General features: G+C 46.3%; 19 protein-coding genes and 1 riboswitch. Of the genes, 13 read left to right on the plus strand and 6 right to left on the minus strand.

Translation table 11 applies throughout. The features are described 5' to 3' along the window. Positions 1–150: 150 nt before the first annotated feature. On the plus strand, positions 151–561 hold the full coding sequence (locus UNITIG_RS08685; RefSeq protein WP_101758021.1) for a nuclear transport factor 2 family protein: 411 nt from the start codon (positions 151–153) through the stop codon (positions 559–561). A 98-nt stretch (positions 562–659) separates the two neighbouring features. On the opposite strand, the gene UNITIG_RS08690 is transcribed toward UNITIG_RS08685, so the two are convergent. Together UNITIG_RS08690 and UNITIG_RS08695 are read right to left on the minus strand one after the other, a co-directional pair. Beyond that, positions 660–1,085, minus strand: coding sequence for a DUF2141 domain-containing protein (locus UNITIG_RS08690; protein WP_101758022.1), 426 nt, complete (start codon positions 1,083–1,085; stop codon positions 660–662). Between the two features lie 136 nt (positions 1,086–1,221). Beyond that, entirely contained in the window at positions 1,222–2,658 is a 1,437-nt protein-coding gene (locus UNITIG_RS08695; RefSeq protein WP_101758023.1) for a carotenoid oxygenase family protein, read from the minus strand. A 121-nt stretch (positions 2,659–2,779) separates the two neighbouring features. Here UNITIG_RS08695 and UNITIG_RS08700 point away from each other — a divergent pair, with 121 nt between their 5' ends. From UNITIG_RS08700 to UNITIG_RS23510, 9 genes are all read left to right on the plus strand, one after another. Continuing rightward, positions 2,780–3,397 (plus strand): TetR/AcrR family transcriptional regulator, encoded by a 618-nt coding sequence (locus UNITIG_RS08700; RefSeq protein ID WP_101758024.1) that lies wholly within the window; start codon positions 2,780–2,782, stop codon positions 3,395–3,397. A gap of 196 nt (positions 3,398–3,593) precedes the next feature. Beyond that, positions 3,594–4,469: a hypothetical protein gene (locus UNITIG_RS08705; protein WP_101758025.1), complete on the plus strand. Its 876-nt coding sequence runs from the start codon at positions 3,594–3,596 to the stop codon at positions 4,467–4,469. A 179-nt stretch (positions 4,470–4,648) separates the two neighbouring features. Then, positions 4,649–5,242 (plus strand): thrombospondin type 3 repeat-containing protein, encoded by a 594-nt coding sequence (locus tag UNITIG_RS08710; RefSeq protein ID WP_159931126.1) that lies wholly within the window; start codon positions 4,649–4,651, stop codon positions 5,240–5,242. Beyond that, the gene (locus tag UNITIG_RS08715; RefSeq protein ID WP_101758027.1) at positions 5,212–6,213 is read left to right on the plus strand and encodes a thrombospondin type 3 repeat-containing protein; all 1,002 of its coding nucleotides are present in this window, start codon (positions 5,212–5,214) and stop codon (positions 6,211–6,213) included. The genes UNITIG_RS08710 and UNITIG_RS08715 overlap by 31 nt, the downstream gene beginning before the upstream one ends. Before the next feature lie 77 nt (positions 6,214–6,290). Next, positions 6,291–8,753 carry a TonB-dependent receptor gene (locus UNITIG_RS08720; RefSeq protein WP_101758028.1) on the plus strand — a complete coding sequence of 821 codons (2,463 nt, stop codon included), beginning with the start codon at positions 6,291–6,293 and terminating at the stop codon, positions 8,751–8,753. 171 nt (positions 8,754–8,924) lie between these two features. Next, positions 8,925–9,731: a hypothetical protein gene (locus UNITIG_RS08725; protein ID WP_101758029.1), complete on the plus strand. Its 807-nt coding sequence runs from the start codon at positions 8,925–8,927 to the stop codon at positions 9,729–9,731. Then, positions 9,731–9,913, plus strand: coding sequence for a hypothetical protein (locus UNITIG_RS08730; RefSeq protein ID WP_101758030.1), 183 nt, complete (start codon positions 9,731–9,733; stop codon positions 9,911–9,913). The genes UNITIG_RS08725 and UNITIG_RS08730 overlap by 1 nt, the downstream gene beginning before the upstream one ends. A gap of 33 nt (positions 9,914–9,946) precedes the next feature. Further along, complete coding sequence (locus UNITIG_RS08735) at positions 9,947–10,837, plus strand: SDR family oxidoreductase (protein WP_101758031.1); 891 nt, start codon at positions 9,947–9,949, stop codon at positions 10,835–10,837. Positions 10,838–11,894: 1,057 nt separating this feature from the next. After that, a riboswitch (cyclic di-GMP riboswitch) is annotated at positions 11,895–12,023 on the plus strand. 25 nt (positions 12,024–12,048) lie between these two features. Further along, complete coding sequence (locus UNITIG_RS23510; protein WP_200821237.1) at positions 12,049–12,600, plus strand: VPLPA-CTERM sorting domain-containing protein; 552 nt, start codon at positions 12,049–12,051, stop codon at positions 12,598–12,600. 76 nt (positions 12,601–12,676) lie between these two features. On the opposite strand, the gene UNITIG_RS08745 is transcribed toward UNITIG_RS23510, so the two are convergent. The 4 genes from UNITIG_RS08745 to UNITIG_RS08760 form a co-directional block, all read right to left on the minus strand. Next, positions 12,677–13,081, minus strand: a complete 405-nt coding sequence (locus UNITIG_RS08745; RefSeq protein ID WP_101758032.1) for a putative quinol monooxygenase — start codon at positions 13,079–13,081, stop codon at positions 12,677–12,679. Between the two features lie 164 nt (positions 13,082–13,245). Next, a complete protein-coding gene (locus UNITIG_RS08750; protein ID WP_101758033.1) occupies positions 13,246–14,280 on the minus strand; it encodes an alcohol dehydrogenase catalytic domain-containing protein in 1,035 nt (344 codons plus the stop codon). Between the two features lie 40 nt (positions 14,281–14,320). After that, a complete protein-coding gene (locus tag UNITIG_RS08755; protein ID WP_101758034.1) occupies positions 14,321–15,160 on the minus strand; it encodes a ThuA domain-containing protein in 840 nt (279 codons plus the stop codon). A 28-nt stretch (positions 15,161–15,188) separates the two neighbouring features. Continuing rightward, a complete protein-coding gene (locus UNITIG_RS08760; RefSeq protein WP_101758035.1) occupies positions 15,189–15,824 on the minus strand; it encodes a glutathione S-transferase family protein in 636 nt (211 codons plus the stop codon). 253 nt (positions 15,825–16,077) lie between these two features. On the opposite strand from UNITIG_RS08760, the gene UNITIG_RS08765 reads away from it, so the two are divergent. From UNITIG_RS08765 to UNITIG_RS08775, 3 genes are all read left to right on the plus strand, one after another. Further along, entirely contained in the window at positions 16,078–16,839 is a 762-nt protein-coding gene (locus UNITIG_RS08765) for an SDR family NAD(P)-dependent oxidoreductase (protein ID WP_101758036.1), read from the plus strand. Between the two features lie 165 nt (positions 16,840–17,004). Further along, on the plus strand, positions 17,005–17,766 hold the full coding sequence (locus UNITIG_RS08770; protein WP_101758037.1) for a ThuA domain-containing protein: 762 nt from the start codon (positions 17,005–17,007) through the stop codon (positions 17,764–17,766). A 78-nt stretch (positions 17,767–17,844) separates the two neighbouring features. After that, entirely contained in the window at positions 17,845–19,032 is a 1,188-nt protein-coding gene (locus UNITIG_RS08775; protein ID WP_101758038.1) for an acyl-CoA dehydrogenase family protein, read from the plus strand. The last annotated feature ends 172 nt before the right edge of the window (positions 19,033–19,204 follow it).

Genomic DNA, 19,204 nt, shown 5'->3' on the forward strand with positions numbered 1-19,204 from the left:
GTTGCGCGCCTTATCTTCAGTGCTAACTATGAATCTAAAAATAGAATAATGGCAGGGGTGCGATTAGTCACTAAGCTAAAAGTCTGATATTAAAGCCCGTTTTTTTTCGCATAATAGGATGATGGCAATCAAATTAAAGGAATACCTCTCATGGCAAATCAAAACACCCTTGACCGCCAAGCAACCCAGGATGTGATGCTAAACTATGCTGCCGCCGTTGATGATCACGACCATGAACGCTATCAACACTGTTTTGCGCCGCAGGTAAACGTTTTCGGATTTGGAGAAGAAATATTTCGCGGACGAGAAGCATGGCTGGGTTACGTCTGGCCCGCACTGGAACAATACCAGAGCACCCAACATTTACTCGGCCCACAATTGGTGAACTTTAACGATGGCATTGCTGATACCCGCAATGACGTACAAGCGTTCCATCAACTCAAGAACGATTCCAGCCAATTTATTCTGTGGGCAACCTACCATACCCAAATGCAATTCATTGATGGCGAATGGAAAATAACCCGCCATCAGCTAGTGGTACGAGGCAGTAAAACACAGTAAAACCTTATTCATCATCACGATGATAGCAAGGCTTAACGCCGTTTTTAAAACTCGCCCGCGAGATTGGTAAAGCACTATCTTATTTTTTACTTAACATTCTATTGCAACTTTATTTCGACCCTGGTTACATCGCTGTCGACGGTAACTACAGCATCCTCAAACTTAGGCGGCCCAAATTTTCCCATCGGCTTGGAAAACCCAAACGGCTCTTTAGGGTAGCCAATAAAATTGGTATCCAGTTTTTTATTTTCGTTTAAGTCCTGAAAAATTGAAACGGCATAGTTACCCTCAGGGATATCATCAATAATGATCGACACATTATCGGTAGAGCTAACAACATAAGCCGCCTCTTTAAAAGGCGGGTACTTTGGTTTCTTTTCCAACCAATCATCAGGCTTATCAATAATCGCAACTAATATTGTGCCCTTGGCATGCTCAATATTAGAGACTGATATTTCTAACTGTTCGGCCATACCCCATGCAGAAGTAAGAGACAGCATCAACGTGACTATGATTTTTGGCATAACTATATTCCCTGATTATTATTTACTGATTATGATCACTTAATTAACTTAATTGATGAGACTATAGTCTTAGCGATAATAAAACCAACAAAAAAGGGCTGAGTATTAATCAGCCCTTTAGTCTTTATCGGCGTAACTAGCTACCCGGACGCCAAGTACCATGAAACCCGACCGGCACTCTGTGTGATAAATGCGCTATCGCCAAAGGACCCTGCGCCAGGTTTAACGCATCCAGAATATATAAGCTGCTGTTTTTAGTTTCAAAACTGGTAACAACTGCCAGTAAATACCCTTCACCTTCCGCCGCGCCTGCGCTCTTAGGCACAAACATGGGTTCAGAGGTTGTTCCCTGCCCAAAAGAAAATCGATCAACTTTTTTTGTTTGGTGATCATAGTGCCCGACGCAATTATAATAACTGTCATTTTCTTTTAGATCACTTTTTAGCTCGCCATCGGGAGAGGCATACCAACCATGACGGTAGGGTTTACCCACATAGCGCGGGTCACATTGAGGAAATTCAGATTCGAATTCATCAATTTGTTGAAACTCGACACGAGCATCGGGCTTATTAAGATCTATCGTCCAGCGATTTAAAAAGGGAGCAACGGCGCCAGTAAATTCACCATCTGCTGTCGGGAATAACGGCGGTTTTTCAAACTGCGAACCATCTATAGTGATTACGCCATCTTTATCAAAACCATTCATATAGTGAAAAACAAAATTGGTATCCATTTCTACCCAGCGCACATCTTCAGCCGTTGCGCCGACTTTGCGGGGTAACACTGCCACCTGCACACCGTAGCTTTCTGGCTCCCAGGCAAACGGAGGTCCGCCAACCATGGCACGATCCAGGCTGCCGGTAATCGGGAAGACTGGTATCACAATATAATTTTCGGTAATCACAAAATCGTGAACCATCGAGGAGTAAGGGGTGGGGATCAGAATCTTTTCCGTTACCACCCCTTCCGGGTTTACTTTGTAGACCATCACATCAGCAGAAAAAGGCCCCGTTGCCATGTAAGCAAAGAAAATCAATTCGCCGGTATCAGGGTCTACTTTGGGGTGAGCGGTCATCGCAGAGCTTAATTTGCCGCGGAACGTCCACATCCCGACAGACTCCAGGGTATCGGGATCCAGCTCATAGGGTGCGTGTCCTTCTTCCAGCGCCAATAACCGATCGCCATGCCAGACGACAGCGGTATTCGCCAATCCCTCTTTATCTACCAGCACAAAATCACTGTACTCCGGATCACAATCAAAAGGGTTCATGGCATTAATCACTGCCCGTCCCTCTTTATCTTCAATATTAAACTTAGCCGTACGCACCCAGCGATTGTTGTAATCGACCTTGCCATCCTTGATATGAAAACCATGAACCATCCCGTCCCCAGCAAATAAGTGGTAGTCACCGCGGGGCTTAAAGCGCTGATTGGGGCCATTGCGATAGAAACTGCCATGCAAGTCAGCCGGGATTTCACCCTCTACTACAAGATCACGCGCGTCGCATTCCATTTGGATAGGACCAAAGGGAAACTGTAAAAATGGATTATCTTTGGGCATTGGCTGCGCCATGGTTATCACCTCACTTTATTGTTGACGGTGTAAACATTAGCATCACTTTTTTATGTTTACAATATAAACATGGAATTTTATTTGGTATCATGACCACCCCATAAGCGAGAGAGCCACCCACTTGCCAGATAATAAAAACCCATATCATCACGGCGATCTTCGTACCGCATTGCTGGAAGCGGCCCTCTCAATCATTACCGAATCCGGCCCGCAAGCGCTCACGATTCGCGAAGTTGCAAGGCGTGCTGGCGTTTCCCACGCAGCACCCTACCGCCATTTCGCTGATAAGGATGAGTTAATTCTTGCCGTAGTTGAACAGGGTTTTGCACTAATGCAAGCCACAATGACGACAGCCAAATCCCAGGCTGAACAAGAACCCCTCGCCCAGTTTGCGGCATCAGGAATGGCTTATATCGATTTCGCCTTGGAATATCCCGCTTATTATCGAGTGATGTATAGCGGCGACTTGCTTTCGAGTACCGGTCAACAATCCCTTCAACATACCAGCGCTGACACATTTAAAGACCTGATCAGCGATGTCCAAACCTGCCAACAGCTGAACATCATCCGCCCCGGAGACCCAGCCAAGCAAGCTCTTGCCTTGATCTCTATGGTGCATGGCTTTGTCACCCTGGCCAACGACAATCGCATCGCCGCTTTACTGGGAGAAAACTATCCGCTAGCCGAAATTCGCAACACCATCATGTCCGCCATTTTTGAAGGCATTGGCACGCAATAATTGGTATTAATCCCCACTCTATAAAAATCAGTCAAAACTGTTTGTTTTTGTTTATGCGCTTTGTTATCGTTGATTTCAGTGAGTGTTGTAAAACTGTGCATAAATTATCTTTATTGTTGTTAGCCCAAAGCTAATACTGCTAGACAGCCCACTCAAACAAAATACGTCAATAAATATAACAAGATGAGGTAAGACCATGCCAACTACTGGCTTGTTTTCAATGGCGGCTGCTCGCTATCACTCAGCAATGAATTTCTCCAAAACTGCGCTATCTGCGATATCTATTGTTGCCGCTTTGTTGCTCAGCGGCTGCGGTGGTGGTAGCGGCAGCGATGACGGCGCTGAAAGTTATGATTTTGCGCCTGATACGGTTGTTAATGGCGCAGCAGTTGATGGCCCGCTATTGTTTGCCGATGTTGCGGTTTACCGCCTGGATTTAACCGCAGAAAATTTGCGCACAGGCGCAGCTTTAGCTACCGGCACCACCAATGATCAAGCCCGCATCATTGATTTAACTATTAGTGGTAACGATATTGGCACAGGCCCATTCCTGATTGAGTTTACCTGTGACAATGGCTGTGAAGATTCCGCCACTGGCGCTGCACCGGTTATTGGCACTCTACGATCTGTCATTTCTGCCGAACAACTGATCGCCGGCGACAATGCTGTTTACGCCACCGCATTATCTACTTTAGCGTTAGAATTAGCCCACCAATATTTATTGGATAACAGCAATCTAAGCAATGACGCTGCGCTACTGGCTGCCCAACGGGCCGTGAGAAATGTTTACGGCTTTGATTTACTCGGCAGCGCCACAGATGCTATTGATTTATTCACCACCGCCCCATTACCTACCACCGGCGCAGACCAACAACAATCCCTAAACTATTTCATTGCTGCAGAAGTTTTCACCGCCATAATTAATAATATTAAAACCAGCGACGCCACGGCGACTGCCGCCGATACACTTGAAATGCTGATCATAAAATTGGCACAGGATCTTAGCGACGGTGTTATTGATAGCGAAAAAAATAACACCCCATTACCACGCTTAACAGCATCGCTAATCTAACGACTATCGTTACCACGCTCCCCTCTAATATCGCCGGCACATCCAGACCTGTCAGCGAACTTGGCACCCTGTTTTCAGAAATTGCTGGCAAAACCAATATCGCACTTTCGATTGCCACACCCACTGTCAGTAATCTTCGCACTCCGCAGCTAGGTCCCAATACTGATGGCGACAGCGCATTGGATATTAACGATTACTGCCCTGAAGATCCGCGCGGTACGACAATAAATGACTGTCCGGTTGCTTACGTTATTAGCGGTGCAGGTAGTTTACGTCCGCCTGCTAATGCCGAATATAGCTATGTGCAATCTGACTATGTATACACAGGTTCAGCCACAATAACCGGTAACTCACTGTTCTTTACTATAGAGCAAGAAACCATAGCGCTTGGTGGTGTCGGCACAGCCTTTATTTCCTCAATTGGTTTTTTTGATATCACCACCGGCGTGGGCCAGGCGACTATCACTAACTGTACTGGCTTTATTGAAATCTGCCGTCCTATCAATACCAACATTGGTACGCCTGCTGCAACGGATACTTACAATAGCGGCCCACTGACAAATGAAGAAACCAATCAGGTAATCACTTCGCTTGATGGTGTTAATAGTTTCAGCTGGTTTCAGGGTGGCGAGATCGATGCCACCGGTAGTGGCGGTTTTGCTACCAGTAGCTCAACGATTATCGCTACCCAGCCTACTGGTCGCGATGCCGATGGTGACGGTATCAGTGATGAACTGGATTTATGTCCAAACACCCCCCAGGTGTTGCAGTAGATGTGACAACCGGCTGCCAATTTGATGAAGACAGTGATGGTGTCGCTGACGGCGATGATTTGTGCCCGAACACTACCGCACAAAATGTTGATGCTGACGGCTGTGATGCTGACACTGATGATGATGGTGTTATCGACGACAATGATCAATGTCCAAATACCGTTTTCAACCCTGTTGATAGTGACGGTTGTACTCTGGATAGTGATGGCGATGGCATTCTTAACTCTGCAGATCTTTGTCCTAACACCGTCGCTATGACTGATGTTACCAGCGAAGGTTGTCCGACTATTGATAGCGACGGCGATGGCGTTCTAAATGGGGTTGATAGCTGCCCGGAGACTTACGTCTCTTCAGAGTTCGTGGACTCCATAGGCTGCGCCTTGACCGACCCTGATGACGATGGCGTTGACAATGATGGAACGGATCAATGCCCTACTACACCGCTAGGCTCTGCTGTAGGCAGCGATGGCTGTGCGCTCGATATCAACATATCCGGCGCACAAATAGAAACCGTCGTCGCTTCAGTCGGTGGCCTCATTGATGGTACCACTAGCACATACTCACCTGCGCTAAGCTTTACCGGGACTTATAATCCTGACAGCAATGCCTATTCGATTGCGTTTATCGATTATTCATTACTGCTGCACGTTCCGACACTTAGTGATGCCAACCTGGACATTTCTTCTGCCACTCAAAGCTCCAATGGCACTGTAGGCTCTCCGGTAACTGGGCCAGGAACAGAAAGTTCCAGCTCTATCGGATTGTTGACTACTGATTCAACGATAGACAGCTGTGTTGCAACCGTTCCTGCATTCCAAAGTTTTTTCTGCCCAGCCTCACCGGCAGCAGCCTACCCAATACTCACGGCGATTAGCTGGGATGGCAGTGACGGCGCTATTGAAGTACAAATCGATTTAGGCGCACAGGGCGGCGTACAAACTGTTCACTACACCTTTCAACAGACACCTTAATCTCTAAACAGTTGGCACCGCCCAATGGTGGTGCCAACTAGCAATAACCGCAATAATCATAATTATCGGGGAAGGACATGCACCATAGAATCACTGCACTCGGACTGGCAATAACCGCATCCGCACTATCTGGTTACGTCAATGCTCAAGAATCAAGTCCGTCATCAAAATTTGTCATCGAAGAAGTCATCGTCACCGCCAACAAACGCGAAGAAAAACTACAAGAAGTCCCTATGTCAGTATCCGCATTTAGTGGCGACTTTTTTAAAGAAGCCGGGGCTTCCGATTTCAGCTCACTGGAGCAATACACTCCCAGCCTGAAAATCCAACCCGGTGCAGATTCACGCTCTACCTCTATTCGTATTCGAGGCATTGGATCCGTAGGCTCTAACTCCGGCATTGATCCCAGTGTCGGTATTTTTATTGATGGCATTTATCAAGGCCGCGCCGGCATGAGCATTAGTGACTTGATTGATATCGAACGGGTAGAAGTCTTGCGCGGTCCGCAGGGCACTCTCTACGGTAAAAACACCGCAGCCGGCGCTATCAACATCACCACTAAAAAACCCGCACCCGAGTTTGAAGCGGAAACCGAAATGGTTTACGACAGCGATGACCGCGCAGAATTGCGCGGCATGGTTAACGTTCCCTTAGGTGCAAATGGCAATGCCATGCGTATGAGTGCCTTCGGCATCAATGGCAACCACCTTTACACCAACACTTACAATGGCGAGCCGACCAATGACGCCAATAAATGGGGCGTAAAATCACGTTTCCTGTTTAATCTGGCCGCCAGTGAATTATTAATCAGCGTCGATTATTCCAATGAAGATACTGATTGCTGTGCGTTAGCGGTGCTGGACTACAATGGCTTTTCTCCGACGGTTATCGGCGTACCAATGACTCGCCTCAAATCAGAAGAACTTCAAGGCATTATCCCCGGCTTCAGTTTTAATGCCCTGGAAGATGACCCGACTCAACCAGGCTCGCCACCCTTAGCCAATCCATACGATGGCAAATACTGGTTTAATGAGAATATACATAACGATGTAACCGTCGGCGGCATCGCAGCGGAGTGGAACGCAGACCTGGCTAATGATGACGGCATCACCTTTCTTAACGCATGGCGTCAATACACGTCTAATAGCGGCTTTGACGGTGACTTTTCTGCTTATGACGCAGTGGCAAAAAGCACCACAGACGTCACCTTAAATCAGTACTCTTCAGAACTGCGTATTACTTCACCCGGCGGCGCCACGCTTGATTATCAGGGTGGACTTTACGCCTATTATTCTGACTTTGAATCGGAAGGCACGCTGGGCATGAATTATGCGCTGCTGAATAACTCAGGGTTACTGGGCGCATTGATACCGGCTGACGACATTGCGGCAGCAGCTGATGTCAATGACCTCGTTTCCAGAAACTTTGATACCAATGACTATCAAACTACCAGCTTCGCAACCTTCGGTCAGTTAACCTGGAACATTTCAGCGCAAATGAGCACAACGTTAGGCTTGCGCGTTAACTATGAGAAAAAAGAACGCACCGGCGCACAAACGACTACACCCGCAACCAGCCTGGACATTGCGCCGATAGCAGGCCCTGATGTCGAGTTCGACCAAATGCGCGAAGATTTTGATGTATCGCCATCGATTAACCTACGTTACTTCTGGACCGATGAACTGATGACTTATGCAAGCGTCAGCCGAGGCTTTAAATCAGGCGGCTTCGATCAACGTCGAGTGGCTATCACCCTGATAGATGCCGACAATGACCCCAGCACACCGGGGATATTACCCAATCCCATTCCGGTCAACGGCGGCAATGACAACAACGGCGAATTTGATGAAGAAATTGCCACCAACTATGAACTTGGCTGGAAAGGCAGCTGGATGGATCGCCGTCTCACTGTTAACGGCACCCTCTACTATGTTGACTACGAAGATTTTCAATCACAATCGTTTGATGGCACCGGCATTAAAGTAACCAACGCCGGTTCTTTAGAAAGTTATGGTGTTGAACTCGATGTGATGTTTATTGCTGCAGAAAATCTATCGATGGGCACAGCGATAGGGTATAACCACGCAGAATACGCTGAATTCGATAACGGCCAGTGTACTATCGACAAGCAAATCTATACTGAGGTCATCGAAGGCTCAACTGTCCCTTGCACCACTGACCTAGCCGGCCAGCCTTTGGACAATGCACCGGAGTGGACCTTCAGCTCTTTTCTTCAACATGATTTGGCTGTTGGCGATGATTTAATGATCGTATCCCGACTTGAGCATAATTATATTGGTGGCTTTTTTCTGGATCAGGATCTAGATCAAAACCTGTATAACGAAGAAGTGGATCTGGTTAACTTGCGCTTCACTTTAACCAATACCAATCGCGATTGGGAAATTGCACTCTGGGGTAAAAACATATTAGGTGAAGAATATCTAGCCATGGGTATCGATATTCCTACGGTTGGCGGTTACGCCGGCGTGCCTGCACCCGATGAGAAATACGGCATTACCTTACGCTATAATTTTTACTAAAGACTACTCTCTCATTTAAACGCAAGCCCTGAAATTATCAGGGCTTTTTTATAACATCGTTTTTATCGGGCGTTTTTATAACAAAGTATTGTATTAAACCATTTGCTTAACCGGCAGCATAAGCTGAAAATTCGAAGGGCCGATAGTGCCGCTATCAAAGGAGAATTGATTGTGACTCACAACACCATCATTGCCAGTGATAAACCAGATAACCACGCTAACCTGCCAAAAAAATCAGGCTTATATGCCAACTGGGGACCACAAGCCTGGATTGATATGTGGATGTCCAACTCCATGTTGGTCAAGAAAGGCATGAACATCATCAGCCACACCTACCTGCCAATCCTGCGATTAACCGCTGGTGACAAAGAACAAATAGATCGCGACTATGGCCTTATTCGCGCCCGCAGAGAAACCGTTCACTTTTTTGATTCACCCAGAGAAAAATGGCGCAAACGTTACGGCAATTTTGTCCGCGAATGTGAATGGTGTTTATTAGAACTGCGTAAGTATTACAGTCAAAAACAATATGAAGAAATCGTCATCGGTACCAATGTTGATATCGGCAAAGAAACATCTGCCGATTTCATTGCCATGATGAAATCCATGTCAGATAAAAATAAAGGAAAAAAAACCAAACGCTCAAAAGACGGATCAACCAAACCGGGCCGCTGGAGTACTTTTTTATTTGAAACATTTAATCCAGCCCACTGGCTCACCGGACCAGCTAGCATCACTGAGTTTGACCCCGCCAACGGCCTGACCGTGATGGAAATTCCTGACTGCGGTTGGCATACCTGCGCTAAAGCGGAGAGTCTGCCCAACCCTGGTGCGCTTCCACAAGAAGGCTGCCTTTTAATCTGCAAAGGACCATTTGAAGCTATGTTTAATGGTGAAGGTGGCGGCTTGAAAATGGAATTCGATCCACATTTACCCGAAACCTCCTGCACCGTTCGCATGAGTTGGGATGCTAGTTAATGGCCGGGCTATTTTCTTTTTTCTCCAATCAGCATCGCATCATTACCCAGCAACAGGAAATAAAAAAACTACAGGCTGAATTAGAAAAATTACAACAGCAAAATGACAGTATGCGACAAGGCATGCGCCGCTGCGTCACTTGCGACTATCGAATTAAAGCACAGCAACACGACAAAAATTAATCACAACTGACTCAAACAACAAAGAGGTTTTTTATGTCTGTAATACTCGTCACTGGCGCCAGCACTGGTATTGGCCAGGAAACAGCACTGCATATGGCACGCAAAGGTCACACGGTCTATGGCGCTTGTCGAAATCCTGCCGGGGCAACCGAACTAAAAGAAAAGATCGACGCCGAAAATTTACCCGTTAGTATCATTAAACTGGATTTAGTCGATCCCGCCACTATCAAAACCGCTGTTACTGAAATCATGGAAAAGCACGGCCGTATTGATGCACTGGTGAATAACGCAGGGATTGGCGGCGGTCGCGCCGTTGAAGAAACACCACTGGAAGAAGTCCGGGAAATTTTCGAAACCAATTATTTCGGCAACGTCAGCGTGCTGCGCGAAGTCACGCCCATTATGCGCAAACAAAATTCTGGCCGTATCGTCACGGTGGGCTCATTGGCAGGCCAGGTTGTTATGGGCTGTCACGCTCACTACTCTGCATCCAAGTGGGCAATGGAAGGCTTAAGCGAAGCGCTCGCCATGGAGATGGCGGAGTTCAACGTCAAGGTATCAATTATCGAACCCGGTGTCGTGTTAACTCCAATTTGGGCTAAAGGTAGCTTACCTGAAGGTGAAACGCCTTACCGGAAAACACTGGATCGTTTAGCGCGGTTTTTTATGTTTGGTCATACTCGCCCGGCGATGCCGGATGATGTTGCCAGCGCGATTGCACACGCGATCGAATCGGACAAGCCCCATTTCCGTTACCCAGTAGGGCCTGATGCCGTTGAGACCGTCGCTGCCAAAAACAAAGTCAGCAATGATGAATGGATGGAGATTAACTGCCTACAGGGTGAAGAGTTTAATGAAAAAATGGCTAAGCTCGTGGGCGTTGATTATTATCGCGGCGAACTGAATTTTCCTAACGCAGAATAAACAATCAATGCGGTTGAATAACCATCAACCGCACCCTCGTTTAACTAATACTTGTCCGCACTAATCAACCTACTCTTTAACGCTGCCACTAGTGCAGCGTTAAAGTAGTCTCTTCGTAGAATGGCACTTACTTTAATCCCTCATACCCACAAAGGGCCCTACTGTCTGGAACAATCACCTACTCGTCATGCGGTTACTGACGGTGATGATATTCAGCTGAATAAAATCAGAGCCACTGTCAAACCATCCAACGAAGGAAAACGCAAGCTCGTCCAGCACCAAAGGGCTGGAGGACTTCCAAAGCAGCTTTAATATGCTATTTAATGGCGCAAATAATGGGGAATTGATTATCGATTTATAGCAGCCAGGGCCGCTTTAGGGACTAGAAAGGAGCAAAATAATCACTGTCTCAGGCAGGCCAACAACCTCTCAGCCAATACAGCCCCAAATCAGGGCAACAAAGGAATAAAAAATCAATTTGTGTCGATATTTATTACAGAACAGCAACATTGACACCACTAGAAATGTCAAAGTAGCACCAAAACCTTCCAGCCACCCTAAATTAGCCCAACTTTTAGCCACTCACTTAAACTTTGCTTCAAAGTACCCACTAATCCAAGCTAATAGTTATAAAAAAAACTCTGATATGCTTATTTTTGATAAAAACACCGTCTGATCCAGGCCAAAATGGGACCTATCGAAGCCACCGTTGAACGAACAGGCTCAAGATAATAGTTAAGCCACAAATTCGAACAAAATTAAAATCAATCTATCCGGTTTTCTTTGTCAATAAAAACATACTTGACGGTTTTTCTTACAGATTAAGTCGAGATCTGGGCCGCAAAAACTGCTCTACTCACGAACTAAAACATAAGCACCTGTTTTTATTAGCTATTTAATACTTGGCACCATACTTGTATTAACCAAAGCAAGATACGAGGAAAGTTGACAGTAATCGGGTTTTAGATTGGTGCTATAACCAATCTATAAATGGAATTAAAAGGACTAACCCGTATCTGATAAGAAGAAACGTTATTCAAACTAATAAAACTAAATTGAAGGCAAACGCCAAACCTGTCGTGAGGCAGGGACGGAAAACCAAGGGTCTTAAGAATTAGGTGGTCAAGCATAATGGATAGCTTGCAAAACAGGGATCAGTACCTAAGTAAGACAGCCGGTTACCCTTCTCGAGAAACCTCGAGGATATAACAATGAAAAAACTATTATTAGCAACTGCAATCGCTGTAACCGCTGCACAAGCAAACGCTGCAGTATTCAATGTAACTGGTACTCTTTCTGGTGCAACAAACGCGCAAGCAACTATCGTATTCAACCCTGCCGCTCCTGCTTTGGTTGGTACATTTGACGATTCCGATGGCTCATTCAGCTTCTCAGTTGAAGACTACGACATGGATATCATTATCGCTCCTGGCTTGAATGCTCTTGTTGAACTGTCTGCAATCACTGTTACTGGTGACGGCGCAGGCCAAATTGGTGGTGCTGCAACCGTTGATAATTGTAGCGGATCATTCGAAGCCGCGGTTTGTCCTGGTGTTGGCACTCCTCCAACCTCTAATACCTACACTTATTCTTTTGATGGCTCTGTAGGTACTATCACCAATGATATTAATGGTGGTTTCAGTGGCGGTGGTAACACTTTGACTTATAGTTTTGAGACATCAGAAGTACCTGTACCAGCTGCAGCTTGGTTGTTTGGCTCAGCTCTTGTAGGTTTGGCGGGTATTGGCCGTAAGCGTAAGTAATTTTCGCTTCCCGGTACTCCCATAAAAAAACCCGCTTCGGCGGGTTTTTTTATGCACATTGAATAACGCTATTGCCTCAGTGAAAAGCTTTCCACCAACCCTTAACCCCAATCGGAAAAGCCAACGCCTGTTTTTTAACGGCTGCAGAAACACTCGCTGATACAGCTTGTTCCGCAGCGGGCATAAGTGGCGAAGCATTGGCAACAGGGTCAAGCGACTCCAGCCTCAAATCTTCAATACATGCGACAAAATCCTGCATATAGCCTTCATGATGATCGCTCGCCTGATGCTCCCAAAAATCCTGATTGGTTTTATACGACAGCAAACAATAATAAAATCCTTCTTTCTCACCACGCCAATATTCATAGCGTAAACAGTTGGGCTCAGTGGCATGAGTAATACGGTACATTTCTTTCATGACATTTTCAAAATCGGCTTCCTTGCCTGAAAATACCTGTATATGAGCTAATAGTGTGGCCATATTTCCTTCACGCCTGGTTTTATTATTTTGCTAGCTTTTCTCGCCGGATCGCTTCCCGCTTTCGCGCGCTATTGCTCAGGATAAATCTGAAACACTATAAATAAGCCAAAGTTATCATCGACTTGATCGGGAATGACAAGAAAAAGAGAGAGCTATCACTACCCCTAGCCGATTTTAGTTAACACCTTGCACTGATTACTGGGTGTTTTTAATGCTTCGAACGCATCAGGCAAGTCATCAAGACCTATCACATCAGTAATCATCGGCGATATATCAATCCGTTTATCCGCTAACATCGCTATCGAGGTTTCAAAATCATCTTTGGTATAAGCAATAGCAAATTGAATATTCAGCTCTTTAATCAAACCGAAAAAGGGCATGATATTGTCTGGCTGTTCACAAACACCCACGGGAATAATTTTTCCACCGTAAGGTGCCATTTCCATGCATTGCTGCAATAAACCGGGAGCACCCACACATTCGAAAATAATATCGGGAGCTGCACCTGTGAGATCACTAAACTGAGTTAACAAACCTTCCGCACCTGCGGTTAAATCAGGTTTTATCACATGGTTAGCGCCCATTTTTTTAGCTAGCTGTGCTCGTGAATCTGCCAATTCACTAACCACCACATCGCGAGCACCAAAGAATTTAGCCCACAGCGCCACCGTCAGCCCTATCGGCCCCGCGCCCATTATTAATATACGACTACCTGCTTTTAAATCGGCAACGCGAACCGCATGCAAACTTACCGCCAGCGGCTCAACCAAAGCGGCGGTTTTTAAATCCAAACTGTCTGGCAGCAAAATAGTTTCACGGCAACCTGTGGTCACGTACTCGGCAAAACCACCCTGGTCATCAACGCCGGATACTTTTTTATTCATGCATTGAAAAAACTGGCCGCCGGCACAGGCTAAACATTTACCACAGGCAATAAAAGGCAAGGCGCAGACTCTATCACCTACTCGCCAATCACCCTCCGCCTCTTTGCCGACCTCAGCAATTTCACCAACGTATTCATGACCTAAAATCTGGCCGCAGCAGGCGGTCGTTAAACCTTCGCGAGTAGCATGTAAATCAGTGCCACAAATCCCGCAGTACGACACTTTCATCACCAATTCGGAGGATGCTGGCGCCGGGTCAGCTACCGATTCGACACTGAGTGGTTTACCCACCTCTTTAAACACAGCCGCTTTCATGGGTTAATCCTTCATTTATTAATGGTTAAGATAGTCAATGTTAATGATTTTTTGAGCGCGCCCAACGTTTTGCTTCATCGCTGGACACCCACTTAATAGCATTACTCAGCAAGCGCTGAAAATCCAAATTTTCATAAGCAGACTGGCTATCACCACACTGCAAATACACAATCGGGCTATTGCGGTAGTGCTTTATCCAGCCGATAAGATTATGGCCCGGCTGATGCCGCCATCCTTCGCGGCTAAAAAGATTGCCTTTTACCGCTTGCTGCGCAGAATAAAAATTATCTTCGCAGTAGTCATAATCACTGGTCAGTATTGGGATAACCGCATCATGAAAGACATGATTAAGATACAACTCATCCGTTATTGAAAACTGTGGCGACACCCCTGTCGTCACCGGATGCTCAAGCGTAACAGTAACCGTATGATCAACCTCGTGACGATAGCCATCATCAGGATAGGGTTGCCCCTCTATAACGTCGGGTCTGTATAAAAACTTCCCGCCCACAATTTCGGCATACTCTGGCCATGACGGCCAAGCGGCAATACTGTGGTGTAGAAACACAAAGCCGTGCCCCAACGCCAATAAATGTAAAAAATCATCTTGAAACGCTACCGGCGGATCAATATATTCCGGTGCCACGCCATCACTCGCCGCGGCCATAAAGTTCATACCGGGCATGTCGTAGAGCACAAAAGCATCATAGGCCTTCGCCTGCTCCGGATTAAAAAATACTTGCGCAGCAGGCTGTTCAACTGCAGTCGCTTCAATATCGGGTAAACGATCAAAGACAGAGAAAAAATCTTCGCGGTTAAACGGATGCCCTTTAGTCATCACCAACACTTTGTGCTTAGCGGTGTAATTAATAAAGGACATCGCAATAACTCAACTTAGCGTAATAATATTAGCCAGCTTCAGACGGGTGCACACTGGCGGCAAAACTGGGACGGCCTGCCACTCTCTCAAACCAGGCAAGTAAATTTTTACACTCGGCCGGGATACCCTGACCAATTAAGTTGCCGAAGTCAGCAAAAATAAATAGCTGAATATCAGCCAACGTAAAACGTTCTCCACAAATAAAACTATTACCTGCCATCAAACCATCTAACCACTGCCAGTTTTCTTGCACGGTGGCTTTTAAATCATCTGCGGCCTGAGGAATAACATGGCAGCGGTTTTCAAATAGCGCCAAAGCCTCTGCACTGCGAAAGGCCAACGACATCGGTTCTAAAATACGCACATCTATACGCCGGTTCCACATTCTCGTTTCAGCAGACTCTTCAGGGGTAGAACCCACTAATGACTCACCTTCAGAGATTTCATCCAGATACTGACAGATAACGGTGATTTCTGAAATCGCAGTACCGTCATCCAAAACCAAACAGGGTGTTTGTGCCGACGGGTTCAATTGCTTATAGCTATCACCTAGATTTTCTCCCCCCATGATATCGACTTCAACCGTTTCAATATCAATCCCTCGCTCCGCCATAAACATACGAACAACGCGAGGATTAGGTCCAACCGAACTATATAACTTCATCTTATACTCCAAAATATAATTGTTATTTAATGAGCACTTTCATGACCTGTTTAGCAGGCATATTAATGGCGCCAATCAGCGGTAATAATCACAACAGACTATCGGAATCAAAATAAACAGTCAAATCTGATTGTTTTTTTTAGGGAGGTTTGATACCTTGATTTCTTACTAAAACACCCATAAAAAACAAGCTGCCCACAACCATGCCATCAGGCTCGACAGGGTTGCCTCAAATACTCACTAGGAGATCGCTATGGACCTTGGACTATCTGGCAAAAAAGCCATCATTACTGGCTCTACTCGTGGCATTGGCCGCGCCATTGCTAATTTATTAGCCGATGAAGGCGTAGATGTCGCCATCTGCTCACGCAACCAGGCAGAAGTCGATGCAGCCATTAAGGAAATTGGTGCCAAAGGCGTCAAGGTAACCGGTGCCGTAGTTGATGTTGCAGATAAGGCTAGCTATCAGGCCTGGATTGCCAGTGCTGCTGCTGAATTAGGCGGTGTCGATATATTTGTACCGAACGTCAGTGCTGGTGGTGGTGCCGTTGGCGACGAAGCCTGGCAGGCCAACCTGGATATTGACCTTTTAGGCACTACCCGTGGTATAGAAGCGTGCATGCCATTTTTAGAGAAATCGGACGCTGCTTCAGTGGTCATCATTTCAAGTACTGCAGGTGTAGAAACGTTCATGCAACCCGCTCCCTACAATGCTATTAAAGGCGCCCTTATTGTTCACGGCAAGCAGCTCAGTCAAGCATTAGCCCCACAAGGCATTCGTGTTAACTGCGTATCACCCGGCCCAGTCTTTATTGAAGGCGGCGCCTGGGACTTTATCAAAAACAACATGGCTGAAGTATACGAAGGTACTCTGGCCCAGTGCCCTCAGGGCCGCATGGGTACTGCCGAAGAAATCGCTAATAGCGTGGCATTCTTAGCCAGCCCTGCTGCTAGCTTGATCACCGGTGTAAATCTGGTGGCTGACGGCGGTTTCACCAAACGTGTGCAGCTGTAATAACGGCAAGGAGGGTCTTCGACCCTCCACGCTACAATAAAATGGTTAAACATCGGGTAGCTGGTGGATCAAGCCCCACCCTACCAACATGGGCCGCAGCATCATTGCGGCCTATTTATTAACGATGTTCAAAACAACTATTGGTTGAACATAAGAGTTGGGACTATGAGTAAAAGTGATCGTTTAGACGTTTATCTGGTTGCCGGTGGAAAATACCATAATATTGACCATGCCCGGGTTGAGATTTTAAAGTTATTGGCTGAGCAGCCCCGCATTAAAGTTAAAGTCGGCGCTGATTACAGCGACATCGATACCATTTGTGAATCTGACATCATCATTACTTATACCTGTGACGTTTTACCCTCCGATGAAGAAACTACCCGCCTCTGCGAATTTATTCGCAGCGGCAAAAAATGGTTCGCTCTGCATGGTACCAACTCGATTTTAAGGTTCCTTGAACCCGATGACGGTGGTGAATTTAAAGTTGACTGCCCGGAAGAAAATATCGCGTTTATGGAAATGCTTGGCAGCCAATTCATGTCACATCCACCTATTCACGAATATGAAGTCGTGGCCACAGAGCCGGATCACCCCTTGGTAAAAGATATTCCGCCATTCAAAGTGGACGATGAACTTTATCTGTGTAAATTTCATGGCGAACACCACACACTGATGCACACCCACTGGTCAGACCACGTGGTGAACTTTGTTCGTGATGACTGGAAGAAAGATACCGACATACAACCTGTGCTTTACATTCATCCATACGGTGAAGGACAGGTACTCTATTTCACTCTAGGCCATTGTCGCGGCAAATATGACATGCAACCACTTATTGAAGAATACCCGGTACCAGAAGAAGGCGCTTGGCAGACAGAAGAGTTTTACGAAGTACTTCGTCGCGGCATCGTTTGGGCAATGAACTAAAACCCGCAGGGTGAATCTTGATTCACCATCTTCGCGGCAAAGCCCGCTCTGCGACATATTACATTTGAGGTCATTACAATGGATTTATCTTTCAGCCAAGAAGAGCTTCAGTTTCAACAAAAAGTTCGCCAGTTTCTTGCTGATAATCTGCCAGCGCATATTATTGCAGCCACCAAAACCAATAGCAGCGTATTCGTTGAAAAAGATATTGCATTGGAGTGGCAGGCCATATTAGTGGCGAAAGGCTGGGCGGTTCCGCAGTGGCCTGTTGAACACGGCGGCACCGATTGGACTCCCTCACAGAAGTACCTTTTTAGTAAGGAATGTTATCTAGCCGGCGCACCGATGCTAATCCCACTGGGTTTACTGATGCTTGCGCCAGTCATTATGGCATTTGGCACCGAGCAACAAAAAGCAGACATCCTACCCAAAATACTCAGCGGCGAAAATTACTGGTGTCAGGGGTATTCCGAACCCGGTTCTGGCTCAGACTTAGCCAGCTTAAAACTCAAAGCCGAAGCCGATGGTGACGATTATATTGTTAACGGCTCAAAAATCTGGACCACACACGCCCATCTGGCTGATCAGATTTTTTGTCTGGTACGCACCGATAACACGGGCAAGCCCCAGCATGGCATCAGCTTTCTGCTAATCGATATGAACACGCCTGGAGTCACCGTTGAGCCAATTATTACTATGGCCGATGATCACGAAGTCAATCAGGTCTTTTTTGATAATGTGCGCGTGCCAAAAGCCAACCGTATCGGCGAAGAAAATAAAGGCTGGACTTACGCTAAATATTTATTGGAATTCGAACGGGGCGGCGGTTTCAACGGCGATCGTATCCGTCATGAATTAGGTCACTTGAAACAATTAATAAAAGACACACAGGCCAGTACGCCTAGCTTTGACAGCAGCGGCAGTATTGCCCGCAAAGTTGCTAAAGTAGAAATTGATTTAAAAGCACTGGAAATTACCGAGCTGCGAATCTTGTCTTCGGTCAGCGGCGGTGGCAACCCCGGCCCAGAGTCATCCATTATGAAACTGACCGGCACCAGTCTTGAGCAAACTATTAACGAACTTGCTATGGACGTCATTGGCTACCAGGGGTTTGCCATGGATCCACCGGCAGATGGCAGCCCCTATCGCGCCGATTTCATTAGCTCTATTGTGCCGCGCTATTTGAATAACCGTGCCGCGTCTATTTTTGGTGGCTCGCAGGAGATTCAGCGCAACATAATTGCAAAAATGGTCTTAGGTCTTTAATACCGCTTTAAAAATTTCGGCAACCGAAAATAGAACCAATATCGTTCTTTTCGGCCGACATGAAGAGACTCACTTTGCAATTTAGAAGTAATTAAAACACTGCGATAGTTTAAACGCAGATTATGCAGACTTAGATCAACAAAACAACAACGTATAAACATTACAATAAACA

This window comes from Oceanicoccus sp. KOV_DT_Chl (genome assembly GCF_900120175.1).
In the GTDB taxonomy this organism is placed as follows: domain Bacteria; phylum Pseudomonadota; class Gammaproteobacteria; order Pseudomonadales; family Dasaniaceae; genus Oceanicoccus.